Source organism: Burkholderia sp. MR1-5-21, assembly GCF_053427715.1.
In genome coordinates this window covers 251,341-266,249 of the sequence record NZ_JBSAXD010000003.1, presented here as the reverse complement: position 1 = coordinate 266,249, position 14,909 = coordinate 251,341, and the positions used below count along the sequence as shown (strand labels likewise).

Genomic DNA, 14,909 nt, shown 5'->3' with positions numbered 1-14,909 from the left:
ATCCCGACCGGGCGCTTTCGGACGAGCGCCTCGGAGACCTCATGGAAGGCATCCTGATCCAGCACACCACACGTCGTCAGCTCTGGTTTGGCGCACTGGCGGCGCTCGTGATCCTGCTGGCGCTCGGCATCGCCGCACCGCAAGCGAATGTTGCACTGCCCGCGGTCGAACCGTTCATGCCGATGTGCGCGCTGACCGTGTTCAGCACCGCCAGCATCGCGGCGTTCTTCCTCGGCGCGCAATTCACCGTCACGCGCCAGCCGGTGCTCGGTGCGCTCGGCGGCGCCTATGCGTTCACCGCGCTCGCCGTCGCGTTGCAGCTGCTGACGTTTCCCGGCGTCTTCGCGCCGCATGGCCTGTTCGGCGCGCTGCCGCAGAGCGCCGCGTGGATGTGGATCTTCTGGCATGGGGGCTTCCCGTGCTTCGTGATGCTCGCCCTCTTTGCGCGCAAGTGCATGGTCGGCTCGCCGATCACGGCGCAGCGCACGCACTGGTGGACGATCGCGTTCGTCGGCGGCCCCGCTGCCGCCGCCGCGCTGCTGTGCGTGCTCGTGCTGAACGTGCACCTGCCGCCTGCGTTCGGTTCGCCCGGCGCGGCGGCGGTGATCCCGGTCAACCCGATCGTGCTCGTCGTCTGGACGCTCAACGCGATCGCGCTTGTTGCCGTTCTCGTCACCGGGCGGCTGCGCACGACGCTCGACCTGTGGCTCGCGATCGCCGTGCTCGCGTGCCTCACCGACACGACGCTGAACCTGCTGAGCACGAACCGCTTCACGGTCGGCTGGTATCTCGCGCGCGTGTTCAGCATGTTCACGCCCGGCGTGCTCGTCTGCGTGCTCGCGTGGGAAGTGACGATGCTGTATCAGCGCCTGTCCGAAGCGCACGCGACGCTGATCCGCTCGTCCGCCCGCGACGGCCTGACGGGCGTCTACAACCGCAGCCACTTCAACGATCACTTCCACCTGCTGTTCCTGCAGGCACGGCGGCAAGGCGAGCCGCTGTCGCTGCTGATGGTCGACGTCGACCACTTCAAGGCGTACAACGACGCGTTCGGCCACGTGAAGGGCGATGCGTGCCTGATCGCGGTCGCGAGCGCGCTGACGGCCGTCGTGCGCAGGCCCGCGGATCTCGTCGCGCGCTACGGCGGCGAGGAGTTCGCGATCGTGCTGCCGAATACGGGCGCGCGCGGCGCGCGGCTCGTCGCGGAAGAAGCGCGCGAGGCGGTGCTGCGGCTCAATCTGCCGACGCATGCGCCGGCCGGGCGCGTGTCCGTCAGCGTCGGCTGTGCAACCGTGTCGCCCGACGAATTGTCGATGCCGGATGCGCTGATCGAAGCGGCCGATGCCGCGCTGTATCGTGCGAAGGATGCGGGACGCAACCGCATCGTGACGGTGTGAAGCGCACGGTCGATCGGGCGTTTTGACCGGAATAATGCGCCGTTACGCAATGCGGTGTAGAGAAACGATTACTTACAGCCGCCGCATGGGGCACTCGATATGCTGGGCTCACCTTGAAAACCTGGGCAGGTGAGCGCCATGAAAACCCTGTTGTTGATTGCCGGTGTGGCCGCGTTGTTGAGCGGCTGTGTCATCGCGCCGTATGACGGCTACTACGGTGGCGGCGGGTATTACCACCATCATCATCACGATTGGGATTGAGCGTGGTGGACACGCTTGGGAATGCCTCAATCAAACACGCTCGATGGCGAGGGCAGTAGACGGGCAGATACAAGAGCCGCTCGCGCGCCGCGGGCGCTCGTCCATCTTTCTTTGGACTTGCCCGATGTCGACAGCACTACAGCTTGATTTGCTCAAACTGTCCGCCTCCATATCGCCAAGGGATGCGAAACGCCGCACCACCTTTGATGCGCCGGCTTTGCTCCATTACGGAGGGCCACCACTTGATCAGATTTTGTGCTTTGTCCCAGTGACGCCGCTCGGACCACTGACGATGCAGCACAAATACGATCAATCCTGACTCACGGAGCGCCTTCCGCTCAAGGTCATTCTTTCGCAGTCCGTCCTGAGAAAGCACAACCCAATGCCCTTCGGATGCAAGAGCGCTAATCCAGTCGTGATCCTTCGCGTTAGCCGCAAACTTGTCGCGGAGATGGATGACCGCATCGACAGAATCTTCGACCTTACACAGCTCCCCGACGGCGTGAGCGAGGTGTAACGAGAGATTGTTGTCGAAGAAATACTTCATGCAACCAGCCGCTCATAGCGGATGGCCGCATCAACAGCAGACATCGGAATGCCGTACAGTGAGGCAGCCATCTTCTTGCTTTTCTCAACCCTGTACGTCTCGACAACGAGATCGGTTCTCACACCATATTCGGCAAGCACCGGCTTCCCGAACGAAATCTCCGGATCCAGAACGACGGCACTGCTTCGTTTCAGAGGGAACCAGCGCTTTGCCTGCCCATCGGCAGTAAACTCGATGCCGGCATAGAGTTCAGGCCGCACGATATGCTCGAACACGAGCTGACGTCTGACGAGATCGGTAAGCTCAGTTTCGCCGTGTTGTTGCAACGCCTCGTAGAAGATGGTCTGCCCATCAGTGAGGAACCGATTCGCGGTGAAAGGATAGGCAGTCCCGAAGATCGCCTTCGCGTTCTCGATTGCGGCACGGATGACCCGGAGCGACACGTTGTGGTTGCGGAAGGCTTTTACAACCCTCAACTCCAGCAGATCGCGAAACCCAATGACCTTCTCATCAAGCTCGGCGAGCTGCGTCGTCCAGAGAGGTGGACTACTTCCATCCTTGAACGTATAGCCGAACAGCCATCGGCTCACTTCACGCGCTTCAGCGCCAGTGAGCCGTTCCGCTTCCTTGAGCGTATAGAGGCCGATTCCGGTAAGGTCCATGTGTCTCATTCTAACGTTGTTGCCAGTCCACGCGTGGCGGTACTCGTGATCACTCTGCGGTGTTGAAACGCCACTTGGCAGCCGCGATCAAGCCTTTGACCTCGATGCACGACTCCCGCAATTGTCAGCGAGCGTGAACATCCTGCTGACCACTTACTTCCCGATACAGAACCTGCTGAAAATCACCCCCAGCAGATCGTCCGACGTGAATTCCCCGGTAATCGAATTGAGCTGCTCCTGCGCGAGCCGCAGCTCTTCCGCGAACAGATCGAGCGACTGCGCGCGCTGTTCCGCGTGATCGGCCGCTTGCGCCAGATGTTCCTGCGCCGCACGCAATGCGATCAGATGCCGCTCGCGCGCCAGATACACGCCTTCCGCACCAGCCTGCCAACCCGCGATCCGCAACAGTTCGCCACGCAGCAGGTCGATCCCATCCCCGCGCTTCGCGGACAGATGAACCTCGGTGAGATCCCCCTCCACCGCCGGATGCTCGACCGATGCCGGCACGCCGGTCAGGTCCGTCTTGTTCAGTACGCGCACGACCGGCACGCCCGCCGGGAACCGCGCGGCGATCGACTCATCGTCAGCCGTCATCCCGCCGCGCGAATCGAGCAGATGCAGCACGACGTCCGCGCGCTCGATCTCGCTCCACGTGCGCGCGATGCCGATCCGCTCGACCTCGTCCTCGGTTTCACGCAAGCCCGCCGTATCGATGATGTGCAGCGGAATCCCTTCGACCTGGATCGTCTGCGCGACCTTGTCGCGCGTCGTGCCGGCGATCGGCGTGACGATCGCGAGCTCCGCGCCCGCGAGCGCGTTCAGCAGCGACGACTTGCCGACGTTCGGCTGCCCCGCGAGCACCACCGACAACCCTTCACGCAGCAGCGCGCCCTGCCGCGCATCGCCGAGCACGTGCGCGAGCTGCTCGCGAATCCGCGCGAGCTTGCCGCGCGCATCCGCCGCCTCGAGAAAGTCGATTTCCTCTTCCGGAAAATCCAGCGTCGCCTCGACCAGCATCCGCAGCGTGATCACGTCGTCGACGAGCACGTGGATCTGCCGCGAAAACGCGCCGTCGAGCGAACGCCCGGCCGAGCGCGCGGCCGCCTCGGTGCTTGCCTCGATCAGGTCGGCCACCGCCTCGGCCTGCGCGAGATCGAGCTTGTCGTTCAGGAACGCGCGCCGCGTGAACTCGCCCGGCTCCGCGAGCCGCAGCCCGAAGCCGCGCCCCGCGTCGAGGCAGCGCTGCAGCAGAAGCTGCATCACGATCGGCCCGCCGTGGCCCTGCAGTTCGAGCACGTGCTCGCCCGTGTACGAATGCGGCGCCGGGAAATACAGCGCGATGCCGCGGTCGAGCGGCGCGCCGTGTTCGTCGAGAAACGGCACGTAACTCGCGTGTCGCGGCGCGAGCCGCTGCCCGCATAGCGCGTCGATCAGCGGCAGCGCCGCCGCCTCGCCGCTGCGCCCGAACGATACGCGGACGACACCGATCCCGCCCCGGCCGGCAGCGGTGGCAATGGCGATGATCGGATCGGAATCGGTAGCAAGCATGGCAATCGGAAGAAATCGGAAGATTCAGGCAGTTGATCGGCAAACACGCGGCAAACACGCGGCAGACCCGCGGCAGACCCGCGGCAGACCGGCCGCGCCCCGCGCAACCACGCGGGCATCGGGACGCCGGCATTGTAGCGTGACGGCGCGCCCGCCACCGCGTGTGCGCCCGGATTCGGACTTGCCCGAATTTATCCCACTCACGATAAGATCAATCCTATATCGGCCCGGGCGCTCGGTATCCGCTTCGGACGAGTATGTCCGTCCGGGCCGACCGACGCGCTGTCCTATCGCTTCGTGATAAACCTGACAATAGCTTGGGATCAATCCAATCGAGATACGTTTATCTCGATTGGTTGTCTGGGACGTGTCGGCTGAACTGCACAATCTCCCCCATGCCGACACCCGAAGAAAAAGCGGCGTTCACCGAACGTCTGAAATTCGCCTTGTTGCGCAGCCCCGAGAAAATCACGGGCGCGACGGAGCTTGCGTTGCATTTCAATCTCCGCCACCGCGGCGAGCATCCGGTGTCGCCTCAGACCGCGCACAAGTGGCTGACGGGGCGCACGATTCCGACGCAGGACAAGCTGCGCACGCTCGCGGACTGGCTTCGCGTCGACCTCCACTGGCTGCACTACGGCCCGCCGCCGAATGCCGCGGCGCGTTCGACGCCGCAACCGCTGCCGCGCGACGAGCGCTATCCGCCGACACCCGAGACGATCGAACTCGCGTCGAAGATCGAGGCGCTGTCGCCGCATCACCGCTACCTCGTTCAGGAACTGATCGAGCAGTTCTACGGCGATTCGTCGAAAAACTGAGCTGCGCATCGCGCCGCGCAGCGGTCAGGACAACCGCGCGCCACTATCCCGCTTCAACAGTAAAAAAGCCGCAGGGCCCGAAGGCCATGCGGCTTTTTTTCATCGTCGCGAAGACCGGCGCCGCGGGCGGACAGCGTCCGCCCCGGCACCGGCCATCGGTCAGGCGGGTTTCTTTTTGGCCCCGCCCAGCTTGCGCGTGATGTAGTACTGCTGCGCGATCGACAGCACGTTGTTCACGACGTAGTACAGCACGAGGCCGGCCGGGAAGAAGAAGAACATCACCGAGAACGCGATCGGCATGAACATCATCATCTTCGCCTGGACCGGATCCGGCGGCGTCGGGTTCAGCTTGGTCTGAACGAACATCGAGACGGCCATCAGCACCGGCAGGATGAAGAACGGATCGCGCTGCGACAGGTCGGTAATCCACAGAATCCACGGCGCGCCGCGCATTTCGACCGACGCGAGCAGCACCCAGTACAGCGAGATGAACACCGGGATCTGGATCACGACCGGCAGGCAGCCGCCGAACGGATTGACCTTCTCGGTCTTGTACAGCTCCATCAGCGCGGCGTTCATCTTCTGCGGATCGCTCTTGAAGCGTTCGCGCAGCGCCTGCATGCGCGGCGTGATCTCCTTCATGCGCGCCATCGACTTGTAGCTCGCAGCCGACAGCGGGAAGAACACGGCCTTGATCAGCAGCGTCAGCAGCACGATCGCCCAGCCCCAGTTGCCGACGACGCCGTGGATCTTCTCGAGCAGCCAGAACAGCGGCTTCGCGATGATCGTCACCCAGCCGTAGTCCTTCACGAGCTCGAGGCCCGGCGCGATGCCTTCCAGCATCCGCTCTTCTTCCGGACCGGCGAACAGGCGCGCCGACACGTCGGCCGACTGGCCCGGCGCGATCGCGCCGACCGGCTGCTGCACGCCCACGCGGTACAGCCCCGGCGCAACCTGCTCTGCGTAGTTCTTGCGCGCGACGCCCTGCTTCGGAATCCACGCCGACGCGAAGTAGTGCTGGACCATCGCGACCCAGCCGTTATCCGCGGATTCGACGAAATCGGCCTTCTTCTTGTCGATGTCGCTGAAGTTGATCTTCTGGAAATGCTTCGCGTCGCTGAACACCGCCGGGCCAAGGAACGTATGCGAGAACATCGGCGTCTCGACCGGCGTGCTGTCGCGCACGAGTTCCATGTAGGCGGTCGGCGACACCGGCGCCGTGCCGACGTTGTCGATCTTCGTATCGACGCCGATCACATAGCTGCCGCGCGTGAACGTGTAGGTCTTCACGACCTTCACGCCGCCCTTGACCGGCGATTCGAACGATAGCTTCAGCGTGTTCTGGTCACCCGTGAGCGACGTCGGGCCCGCGACCTGCGTGAACACGTCGTTATGGTTCGGGTAATCGCCGCCGAACAGGCCGGTGCGCGCCACGTACGTGTGCGAAGCCGACTGGTCGAACAGCGTGACCGCTGCCTCGTTGGCGTTCTTGCCGTCGCCGGCCTTCTTCAGCACGAGCTTCGCGAGCGTGCCGCCGCGCGTGTCGATCTCGCCGTCGTACACATCGGTCGAGAACTTCACGAGCTGCGCTTGCGCGGCCGGGGCCGTCGTCGCGGGCGCCGTGCCGGCTGCGGCGGCGGGCACGCCGCCGGCCGTCGTCGTTCCGGCGCCGGTCGCGCCGGTGCCGGATGCGCCGCCAGCTGCCACGGGAGCCGTCTGCGTGGTGTTCGGGAAGAACATCGACGGGCGTCCGTGGGAGCGCTGCCAGTTGTCATACAGCATGACAGCTGACATGAAGAAGATCACCCATAGGACGGTGCGTTTGATATCCATGCGTTGTCTCAGAGTCGATGGGACTGCGCTTCGGCGTCGCCGCGGGCGCGTGTTTCGGAGTTGGGCGGCGGGACGAGGTCGATGCCGCCCGCGGAAAACGGGTGGCACCGGCACAGACGCCTGGCGGCGAGATACGTGCCGCGCGCGGCGCCATGATACTGGATTGCTTCGCGCGCGTAATCCGAACAGGAAGGATAAAAACGGCAACGGCTGCCGAGCAGCGGGCTCACGGCAACCTTGTAGAAACGCAGCAACGCGATCAATACCGTTTGCATACCAGGGGCGGCGTCAGTTCAGCGCCGCTTCAAAGCCGGCCGCGCAGGCGCGAACGCCGCCGCGGCGGGCGGGTGCGTCACTCGGACGCGGGCTTCGACGCACGACGAACGATCTCCCGCGCTGCCCGGTCGAGCAGCTCGCGGATCTCGGTCGCGCACAACGCCGCGAGCGGGGCCGAAGCCGCGCTCGGCAGCGCCTTCTTGTCGAAGCGCGTGTGCTGGCGCAGCAACAGGTCGTAACCGGCGAATTCGGCCCGGCGCAGGCGAAATGCATCACGTGCGAGCCGCTTCACGAGGTTGCGCGTCACTGCGCGCGGCGCGTACTTCTTGCCGACGACGAGCCCCAGCCGTGCGGGCTGGCCCGTCGGCTTGCCGTAAATCACGAAGTGCGCGGAACGCCGCCACGGGCGCAAACGAAAAACGGATGAAAATTCATCCGTTTTCAGAAGTCGCGCAGCTTTTGGAAAGGCGGCTTTCGTCTGCAACGGATTCGCACCCGGCTCGACGGCACCTTCCGCAGCGCTGCGGACGGCGGACACAGCGCGCAACCCGCGTTAGATCGCGAGGCGCTTGCGGCCCTTCGCGCGGCGAGCGTTGATGACCTTGCGGCCACCTGCCGTCTTCATGCGGACACGGAAGCCATGGGTGCGCTTGCGGCGCGTCACGGACGGTTGGTAAGTACGTTTCATGATGCTCTCACTTGTTCGAGAATGTCGAAATTCAGGGGACCGCGTGCCCTTACCAGGACGCCTTCGGGCGAACGCAATCGCCGGAAATACAGGATTGGTTTTCGCGGAACCCGCTATTTAATCCGTTTTTCTGTGAGTGGTCAATACTTTAGGCGCCTTCCAGCCGCGCCGCGCCCCTGTGATCAGGCCCCGCGACCCACAACACAGCCCTGTGGATAACTCCCGCTGTGGCCGTTTTTGCGGGTAGAATCTCGCCTTATCTCCAAGAATCCCGCACGCCGCTTCGGCTCACGCCCGCCTCCCGACACTGTGACGCAGGCGCCCGAAGCACGCTCGTACGACCGCTTCGGGCCTTGTTGCGCGACCGCGACAAGGGCGACGGCGAGCCGTAGTGCACGCAAAAAACGACAGTTACTTGATGAACGATTTCTGGCAACACTGTTCCGCACTGCTGGAGCGCGAGCTGACGCCCCAGCAGTACGTGACGTGGATCAAGCCCTTGGCCCCGGTGGCCTTCGATGCGGCCGCGAACACGCTGTCCATCGCCGCGCCGAACCGCTTCAAGCTGGATTGGGTCAAGAGCCAGTTCTCGGGACGGATCTCCGATATGGCCCGCGATTTCTGGAACGCGCCGATCGAAGTCCTGTTCGTCCTCGATTCGAAAGCCGGCATGCGCAGCGCGGCCCATCCGGGCCACTCGGCGCCGGCGGCCCCGCGCGCGCCGCTGGCCCCGGCCAGCGGTCCGGCTGCCGCTGTGGCCGCGATTGCGGCGAATGTCGCCGCGAACATCGCCGCGTCCGCTCCGGCCGACATGCCGATCAGCGCGCCGATGAGCGCGCAGGCGGCCGCCCACCTGCACGCCGACGACGCCGACATCGACCTGCCGAGCCTGCCCGCGCATGAAGCCGCGGCCGGCCGCCGCACGTGGCGGCCCGGCAACGGCGCCGCGCCGGCCGCTGCCGGCGAGGCCGATTCGATGTACGAGCGTTCGAAGCTGAACCCGGTGCTCACGTTCGACAACTTCGTGACCGGCAAGGCGAACCAGCTCGCGCGCGCCGCCGCGATCCAGGTCGCGGACAACCCCGGCATCTCGTACAACCCGCTGTTCCTGTACGGCGGCGTCGGCCTCGGCAAGACCCACCTGATCCACGCGATCGGCAACCAGCTGCTGCTCGACAAGCCGGGCGCGCGGATCCGCTACATCCACGCCGAACAATACGTGTCGGATGTCGTGAAGGCCTACCAGCGCAAGGCGTTCGACGATTTCAAGCGCTACTACCACTCGCTCGACCTGCTGCTGATCGACGATATCCAGTTCTTCTCCGGCAAGTCGCGCACGCAAGAGGAATTCTTCTACGCGTTCGAGGCGCTCGTCGCGAACAAGGCGCAGGTGATCATCACCAGCGATACGTACCCGAAGGAGATTTCGGGGATCGACGATCGCCTGATCTCGCGCTTCGATTCGGGCCTGACCGTCGCGATCGAGCCGCCCGAGCTGGAAATGCGGGTCGCGATCCTGATGCGCAAGGCGCAGTCGGAAGGCGTGAATTTGTCCGAGGACGTCGCGTTCTTCGTCGCGAAGCACCTGCGCTCGAACGTGCGCGAACTGGAAGGCGCGCTGCGCAAGATCCTCGCATACTCGAAGTTCCACGGCCGCGAGATCTCGATCGAGCTGACCAAGGAAGCGCTGAAGGACCTGCTGACCGTGCAGAACCGGCAGATTTCGGTCGAGAACATCCAGAAGACCGTCGCCGACTTCTACAACATCAAGGTCGCCGACATGTATTCGAAGAAGCGTCCGGCGAACATCGCGCGGCCGCGGCAGATCGCGATGTACCTCGCCAAGGAGCTGACGCAGAAGAGCCTGCCGGAAATCGGCGAGCTGTTCGGCGGGCGCGACCACACGACCGTGCTGCACGCGGTGCGCAAGATCGCCGACGAGCGCAGCAAGGATGCGCAGCTCAACCACGAGCTGCACGTGCTGGAACAGACGCTGAAGGGCTGATCCGGCGCGGCTGCGCTTGAGAATTCGGCGTCCGCCCCAAATTAAGGGGGGCGATTCGGTTTTGAGGCACAATATAGGTTTGACCGCTCCGGCGGGGGCGGGCCATGCGCCCGGCCGGCGGGGCGTTGCGAGGCTGCTGCAGGCCGTTATCTCAACGAAGGAACTCTATGCAACTGGTCAAGACCGAACGAGACACCCTCCTCAGGCCGCTGCAAACGGTCAGCGGCATCGTCGAACGCCGCCACACGTTGCCGATCCTCGCCAACCTGCTGATCACCAAGACCGGCGGGGACGTTTCGTTCCTGTCGACCGACCTGGAACTGCAGATCACGACGCGTGCCGATTTCGGTGTCGGCAACGACCACGTCGCGACCACGGTTGCCGCCCGCAAGCTGCTCGACATCCTGCGCGCGATGCCTGACGGCCAGGTGACGCTGTCGCTCGCCGACAAGCGCCTGACGGTGCAGTCGGGCAAGAGCCGCTTCGCACTGCAGACGCTCGCGGCCGACGAGTTCCCGACCGTCGCGCAGGCGAAGGATTTCGGCGCGAGCCTCACCGTCCCGCAGAAGTCGTTCCGCCAGCTGCTCGGCATGGTGCACTTCGCGATGGCGCAGCAGGACATCCGCTACTACCTGAACGGCATGCTGCTCGTCGTCGACGGCGACCAGCTGATGGCCGTGGCCACCGACGGCCACCGCCTCGCGTTCTCGTCGATGAAGATCGAAGGCGGTACGTTCGGCCGCCAGGAAGTGATCGTTCCGCGCAAGACCATCCTCGAACTGCAGCGCCTGCTCGAGGACATCGACGACACCGTCACGATCGACATCGCGCAGACCCAGGCGAAGTTCACGTTCGGCCAGGTCGAGCTCGTGTCGAAGCTGGTCGAGGGCAAGTTCCCCGACTTCCAGCGCGTGATCCCGAAGGCGCACAAGAACTCGTTCGAGATCGGCCGTGAAGAACTGCAGCGTTCGCTGCAGCGCGCGGCGATTTTGACGTCGGACAAGTTCAAGGGCGTGCGCTGCATCATCGCGCCGGGCCAGCTGAAGATCATGTCGACCAACGCCGACCAGGAAGAGGCGCAGGAAGAACTGGAAATCGCCTACCAGGGCGACACCGTCGACATCGGCTTCAACGTCACGTACCTGCTCGACGTGCTCGCGAACCTGAAGGTCGACACCGTGCAGGTGAGCCTCGGCGACGCCAGCTCGAGCGCACTGATCACGGTGCCCGAGAACGACGAGTTCAAGTATGTCGTGATGCCGATGCGCATCTGACGCGCGCGACATCACGACACACACCAGGGGGCGGCAAGCCCCTTTGGCGTTTTTATGGCGAATCGAAACCCATCCTTTTGGTGCCGGGCCGGCGCCCCGGATGGGTCAGGAAAACTGGAGCGGCCCGGCGTTTTCTAGCAGAAACGCACCACGCCGCCGCTTGAGTGGCCTCGCAGAACCGGAAGATATCCATGAGTGAACAGCACAATACGCAGCCCGATAACAGCAGCTACGGCGCATCGTCGATCCAGATCCTCGAAGGGCTGGAAGCGGTGCGCAAGCGCCCCGGGATGTACATCGGCGACACGTCGGACGGCACCGGTCTGCATCACCTCGTTTTTGAGGTGCTCGACAACTCGATCGACGAAGCGTTGGCGGGGTATTGCAACGATATCCACGTGACGATTCACGCGGATAACTCGATCTCCGTGACCGACAACGGGCGCGGGATTCCGACCGACGTCAAGCTCAACGACAAGCATGAGCCGAAGCGCAGTGCGGCCGAGATCGTGATGACCGAGCTGCATGCCGGTGGCAAGTTCGACCAGAACAGCTACAAGGTGTCCGGTGGTCTGCATGGCGTGGGTGTGTCGTGCGTGAACGCGCTGTCGAGCTGGTTGCGGCTCACCGTGCGGCGCAACGGCAAGAAGCACTTCATGGAGTTTCATCGCGGCGTCGCGCAGAACCGTGTGATCGAGGTTGTCGATGGCGAGGAAGTGTCGCCGATGCTGGTGACCGGCGATACCGAGAACCGCGGCACCGAAGTCCACTTCATGGCCGATCCGACGATCTTCGGGACCGTCGAGTATCACTACGACATTCTTGCCAAGCGCATGCGTGAGCTGTCGTTCCTCAATAACGGCGTGCGGATTCGGCTCACCGATCTGCGTACCGGCAAGGAAGACGATTTCGCATTCGGTGGCGGCGTGAAGGGCTTCGTCGAGTACATCAACAAGACGAAGAGCGTGCTGCATCCGACCATCTTCCACATCATCGGCGAGAAGGACGGCGTCGGCGTGGAAGTCTCGATGCAGTGGAACGACAGCTACAACGAAAACGTGCTGTGCTTCACGAACAATATTCCGCAAAGGGATGGTGGGACGCACCTTACGGGGCTGCGCGCCGCGATGACGCGCGTCATCAACAAGTACATCGCCGATAACGAAATCGCGAAGAAGGCCAAGGTCGAGACTTCGGGCGATGACATGCGTGAAGGGTTGTCGTGCGTGCTGTCCGTGAAGGTGCCGGAGCCGAAGTTCAGCTCGCAGACGAAGGACAAGCTGGTTTCTTCTGAAGTCCGTGCGCCGGTTGAGGAAGTTGTGGCGAAGGCGCTGGAAGAGTTCCTGCTGGAAACGCCGAACGACGCGAAGATCATCTGCGGGAAGATCGTAGAAGCTGCGCGTGCGCGGGATGCTGCGCGGAAAGCGCGGGAAATGACGCGGCGTAAGGGCGTGCTCGATGGCGTTGGGCTGCCGGGCAAGCTCGCGGACTGCCAGGAGAAGGATCCGGCGAAGTCGGAAATCTACATCGTCGAGGGTGACTCGGCAGGTGGCTCGGCCAAGCAAGGCCGCGATCGGAAGTTCCAGGCGATTCTGCCGCTGCGCGGCAAGGTGCTGAACGTCGAGAAGGCACGGTACGACAAGCTTCTGTCGTCCGAGCAGATCGTTACGCTCGTGACCGCGCTCGGCTGCGGCATCGGCAAGGACGATTACAACCTCGAGAAGCTCCGGTATCACCGGATCATCATCATGACCGACGCAGACGTCGACGGTGCACACATCCGGACGCTGCTGCTCACGTTCTTCTATCGGCAAATGCCGGACATGATCGAGCGCGGGTTTGTGTATATCGCGCAGCCGCCTCTCTACAAGGTCAAGGCCGGGAAGGACGAGCGGTATCTGAAGGATGATGTCGAGTTGAACGCGCATATGCTGCGGTTGGCGCTGCAAGGGTCGGAGCTTGTGCCTGGGGAGAACGCGACGCCGATTTCGGGAGATGCGCTTGGGGAGCTCGCGCGGTCGTATCTGATGTCGCAGAGCGTGATCGAACGGTTGAGCCGGTTGTATGACCCGGCGGCGCTCGAAGCGATTCTGGATGGGGTTGTGATCGATCTCACCAGTGAAGAAGCCACCGAGGCTTCGGCCAAGGCACTGCATGCCGCGCTTCATGATGATCAGGTCAAGAATGGTGTGCGGGTTTTGGCGTCTTATGACCCGGTGCGGGAGCTGCGGTCGCTGCGGGTTGAGCGCACGCATCACGGCAATGTGCGGGTTTCGGTCATCGATGAAGAGTTCCAGCACACGGCGGATTATCAGCAGCTTGTGACTACCGCGAATACGTTCAAGGGGCTCATTCAGGTTGGGGCGGTCATCAAGCGCGGGGAGCGCAGCATGGCGGTGACGGACTTCAAGGGAGCCATGCGGTGGCTTATCGCGGATGCTGAGCGGAATGTTTCCAAGCAGCGGTATAAGGGCCTCGGCGAGATGAACCCCGAGCAGCTGTGGGAGACGACGATGGATCCGGCGGTGCGGCGTCTGCTGCGCGTACAGATCGAAGATGCGATTGCGGCGGATGGGATCTTTACTACCCTCATGGGGGATGAGGTCGAGCCGCGGAGAGCGTTTATCGAGTCGAATGCGTTGAGGGCGGGGAATATTGATGTTTGATCAACCTAAACTGTCGAATGTCGCTATTAGTGAAAATTCCTAGAAGACGTTTGGTCTGCGCTACCCCCTTTCCTAGTGTGATCATTTTGGGGGGGTGCGCAGTGCATTTATTTCTGATCTCGGGTTTGCGATGAGAAGTTCGTGAGTTTGATCGTCTCCCGATCCACCATCAGACATTCCAGACACTTCTCCAGTATTTTGCAAACCCCGCGTCCCACAACGCTTGCGGGGTTTTTTGTTTCCATTCGCGGATCTTTGGTTCCGTTGACAGCCGGGGGCATTTCGGCGCTCGGAGGAGGCATCAGGCCAAAGCTCGTCTTTGGCGGAATTTCGTGCCCTCACGGTCCGGAAGTGCCCCATGTCCCTTACGGATCTGGTTGTTCGCCGCGCGGCAGCCATAGAACATATAGGATTTCAGATCGCCACGGGATGTAACTGGAAGTTTGCCCGTCCGGTGGGAAATACTAGCGCCTCAAGTACCAGCACCACGACCGGGAGAAGCGACTCGCACCGGGAGCCTATCAGTACATCGCGCCTGCGCAGGCTCGTGCGATGTTCGCCAATGGCATCGATTCCGGCTATACGAAGAAGGACAAGGTGAGCTTGGCACGACTCAAGCAGCCAACACGTTCGAAGTTGCAGCGCCGGAGAGGTTCGAATCGCCACCGCTCACGCGTAGCGCTGCCTGCCGGGCGGTCAACCGATATCATCTGGCATACTGTAATTTTATACAGTATGCTGCAACTCTGTGCGGCTCAGTTTCGCGGAAACGCGTTGTCGACAGCGATGTTTGCGTACGACCGGTTTGCGATAACTACCAGCAAAATGAAGGCCTTGCAGCACAAGCTTGACATGCTTTGTGAACATCGCGCAGCCTATATGGCATAATCGCGCGACAGCGGAAGCGTATCAAGCCAGTGCGCCAAAAACCATG

14 protein-coding genes are annotated in these 14,909 nt (G+C 63.0%); 7 read left to right on the top strand and 7 right to left on the bottom strand.

Annotation, left to right across the window (positions count from 1 at the left end; translation table 11 throughout):
- Positions 1-41: 41 nt before the first annotated feature.
- Complete coding sequence (locus ACV229_RS05785; protein ID WP_448082156.1) at positions 42-1,397, top strand: sensor domain-containing diguanylate cyclase; 1,356 nt, start codon at positions 42-44, stop codon at positions 1,395-1,397.
- Positions 1,398-1,535: 138 nt separating this feature from the next.
- Complete coding sequence (locus ACV229_RS05780; protein ID WP_448082318.1) at positions 1,536-1,658, top strand: hypothetical protein; 123 nt, start codon at positions 1,536-1,538, stop codon at positions 1,656-1,658.
- A 136-nt stretch (positions 1,659-1,794) separates the two neighbouring features.
- Here ACV229_RS05780 and ACV229_RS05775 read toward each other — a convergent pair whose 3' ends face one another.
- The 3 genes from ACV229_RS05775 to mnmE all read right to left on the bottom strand — a co-directional run bounded on the left by ACV229_RS05775 (position 1,795) and on the right by mnmE (position 4,415).
- On the bottom strand, positions 1,795-2,205 hold the full coding sequence (locus tag ACV229_RS05775; protein WP_448082155.1) for a PIN-like domain-containing protein: 411 nt from the start codon (positions 2,203-2,205) through the stop codon (positions 1,795-1,797).
- Positions 2,202-2,867, bottom strand: a complete 666-nt coding sequence (locus tag ACV229_RS05770) for a DUF433 domain-containing protein (protein WP_448082154.1) — start codon at positions 2,865-2,867, stop codon at positions 2,202-2,204. Before ACV229_RS05770 ends, ACV229_RS05775 begins: the two co-directional genes overlap by 4 nt.
- A 153-nt stretch (positions 2,868-3,020) precedes the next feature.
- Positions 3,021-4,415 carry a tRNA uridine-5-carboxymethylaminomethyl(34) synthesis GTPase MnmE gene (mnmE, locus tag ACV229_RS05765; RefSeq protein WP_448082153.1) on the bottom strand — a complete coding sequence of 465 codons (1,395 nt, stop codon included), beginning with the start codon at positions 4,413-4,415 and terminating at the stop codon, positions 3,021-3,023.
- A 395-nt stretch (positions 4,416-4,810) separates the two neighbouring features.
- Between mnmE and ACV229_RS05760 the strand changes: the two genes are divergently transcribed.
- Positions 4,811-5,233 (top strand): transcriptional regulator, encoded by a 423-nt coding sequence (locus ACV229_RS05760; protein WP_448082152.1) that lies wholly within the window; start codon positions 4,811-4,813, stop codon positions 5,231-5,233.
- Between the two features lie 159 nt (positions 5,234-5,392).
- Here the strand turns inward: ACV229_RS05760 and yidC are convergent, their stop codons facing one another.
- The 4 genes from yidC to rpmH form a co-directional block, all read right to left on the bottom strand.
- A complete protein-coding gene (gene yidC, locus ACV229_RS05755) occupies positions 5,393-7,066 on the bottom strand; it encodes a membrane protein insertase YidC (protein ID WP_448082151.1) in 1,674 nt (557 codons plus the stop codon).
- Positions 7,067-7,074: 8 nt separating this feature from the next.
- Entirely contained in the window at positions 7,075-7,341 is a 267-nt protein-coding gene (gene yidD / locus ACV229_RS05750) for a membrane protein insertion efficiency factor YidD (protein WP_448082150.1), read from the bottom strand.
- A gap of 77 nt (positions 7,342-7,418) precedes the next feature.
- Positions 7,419-7,880, bottom strand: coding sequence for a ribonuclease P protein component (gene rnpA / locus ACV229_RS05745; RefSeq protein WP_448082149.1), 462 nt, complete (start codon positions 7,878-7,880; stop codon positions 7,419-7,421).
- A 15-nt stretch (positions 7,881-7,895) separates the two neighbouring features.
- Entirely contained in the window at positions 7,896-8,030 is a 135-nt protein-coding gene (gene rpmH, locus ACV229_RS05740; protein ID WP_004198824.1) for a 50S ribosomal protein L34, read from the bottom strand.
- A 418-nt stretch (positions 8,031-8,448) separates the two neighbouring features.
- Between rpmH and dnaA the strand changes: the two genes are divergently transcribed.
- From dnaA to ACV229_RS05720, 4 genes are all read left to right on the top strand, one after another.
- Positions 8,449-10,035: a chromosomal replication initiator protein DnaA gene (gene dnaA, locus ACV229_RS05735; protein WP_448082148.1), complete on the top strand. Its 1,587-nt coding sequence runs from the start codon at positions 8,449-8,451 to the stop codon at positions 10,033-10,035.
- A 167-nt stretch (positions 10,036-10,202) separates the two neighbouring features.
- Entirely contained in the window at positions 10,203-11,309 is a 1,107-nt protein-coding gene (gene dnaN / locus ACV229_RS05730) for a DNA polymerase III subunit beta (RefSeq protein WP_448082147.1), read from the top strand.
- Positions 11,310-11,500: 191 nt separating this feature from the next.
- Entirely contained in the window at positions 11,501-13,975 is a 2,475-nt protein-coding gene (gene gyrB / locus ACV229_RS05725) for a DNA topoisomerase (ATP-hydrolyzing) subunit B (RefSeq protein WP_448082146.1), read from the top strand.
- 552 nt (positions 13,976-14,527) lie between these two features.
- The gene (locus ACV229_RS05720) at positions 14,528-14,863 is read left to right on the top strand and encodes a hypothetical protein (protein WP_448082145.1); all 336 of its coding nucleotides are present in this window, start codon (positions 14,528-14,530) and stop codon (positions 14,861-14,863) included.
- Positions 14,864-14,909: the final 46 nt, after the last annotated feature.

Bases quoted from the DNA above. Each gene is read 5' to 3' on its own strand.
- gyrB (WP_448082146.1), top strand. From the start codon at position 11,501: ATGAGTGAACAGCACAATACGCAGCCCGATAACAGCAGCTACGGCGCA.
- ACV229_RS05760 (WP_448082152.1), top strand. From the start codon at position 4,811: ATGCCGACACCCGAAGAAAAAGCGGCGTTCACCGAACGTCTGAAATTC.
- ACV229_RS05775 (WP_448082155.1), bottom strand. From the start codon at position 2,205: ATGAAGTATTTCTTCGACAACAATCTCTCGTTACACCTCGCTCACGCC.
- dnaA (WP_448082148.1), top strand. From the start codon at position 8,449: ATGAACGATTTCTGGCAACACTGTTCCGCACTGCTGGAGCGCGAGCTG.
- ACV229_RS05770 (WP_448082154.1), bottom strand. From the start codon at position 2,867: ATGGACCTTACCGGAATCGGCCTCTATACGCTCAAGGAAGCGGAACGG.
- ACV229_RS05780 (WP_448082318.1), top strand. From the start codon at position 1,536: ATGAAAACCCTGTTGTTGATTGCCGGTGTGGCCGCGTTGTTGAGCGGC.
- dnaN (WP_448082147.1), top strand. From the start codon at position 10,203: ATGCAACTGGTCAAGACCGAACGAGACACCCTCCTCAGGCCGCTGCAA.
- rpmH (WP_004198824.1), bottom strand. From the start codon at position 8,030: ATGAAACGTACTTACCAACCGTCCGTGACGCGCCGCAAGCGCACCCAT.
- ACV229_RS05720 (WP_448082145.1), top strand. From the start codon at position 14,528: ATGTTCGCCAATGGCATCGATTCCGGCTATACGAAGAAGGACAAGGTG.
- yidD (WP_448082150.1), bottom strand. From the start codon at position 7,341: ATGCAAACGGTATTGATCGCGTTGCTGCGTTTCTACAAGGTTGCCGTG.
- ACV229_RS05785 (WP_448082156.1), top strand. From the start codon at position 42: ATGGAAGGCATCCTGATCCAGCACACCACACGTCGTCAGCTCTGGTTT.
- yidC (WP_448082151.1), bottom strand. From the start codon at position 7,066: ATGGATATCAAACGCACCGTCCTATGGGTGATCTTCTTCATGTCAGCT.
- mnmE (WP_448082153.1), bottom strand. From the start codon at position 4,415: ATGCTTGCTACCGATTCCGATCCGATCATCGCCATTGCCACCGCTGCC.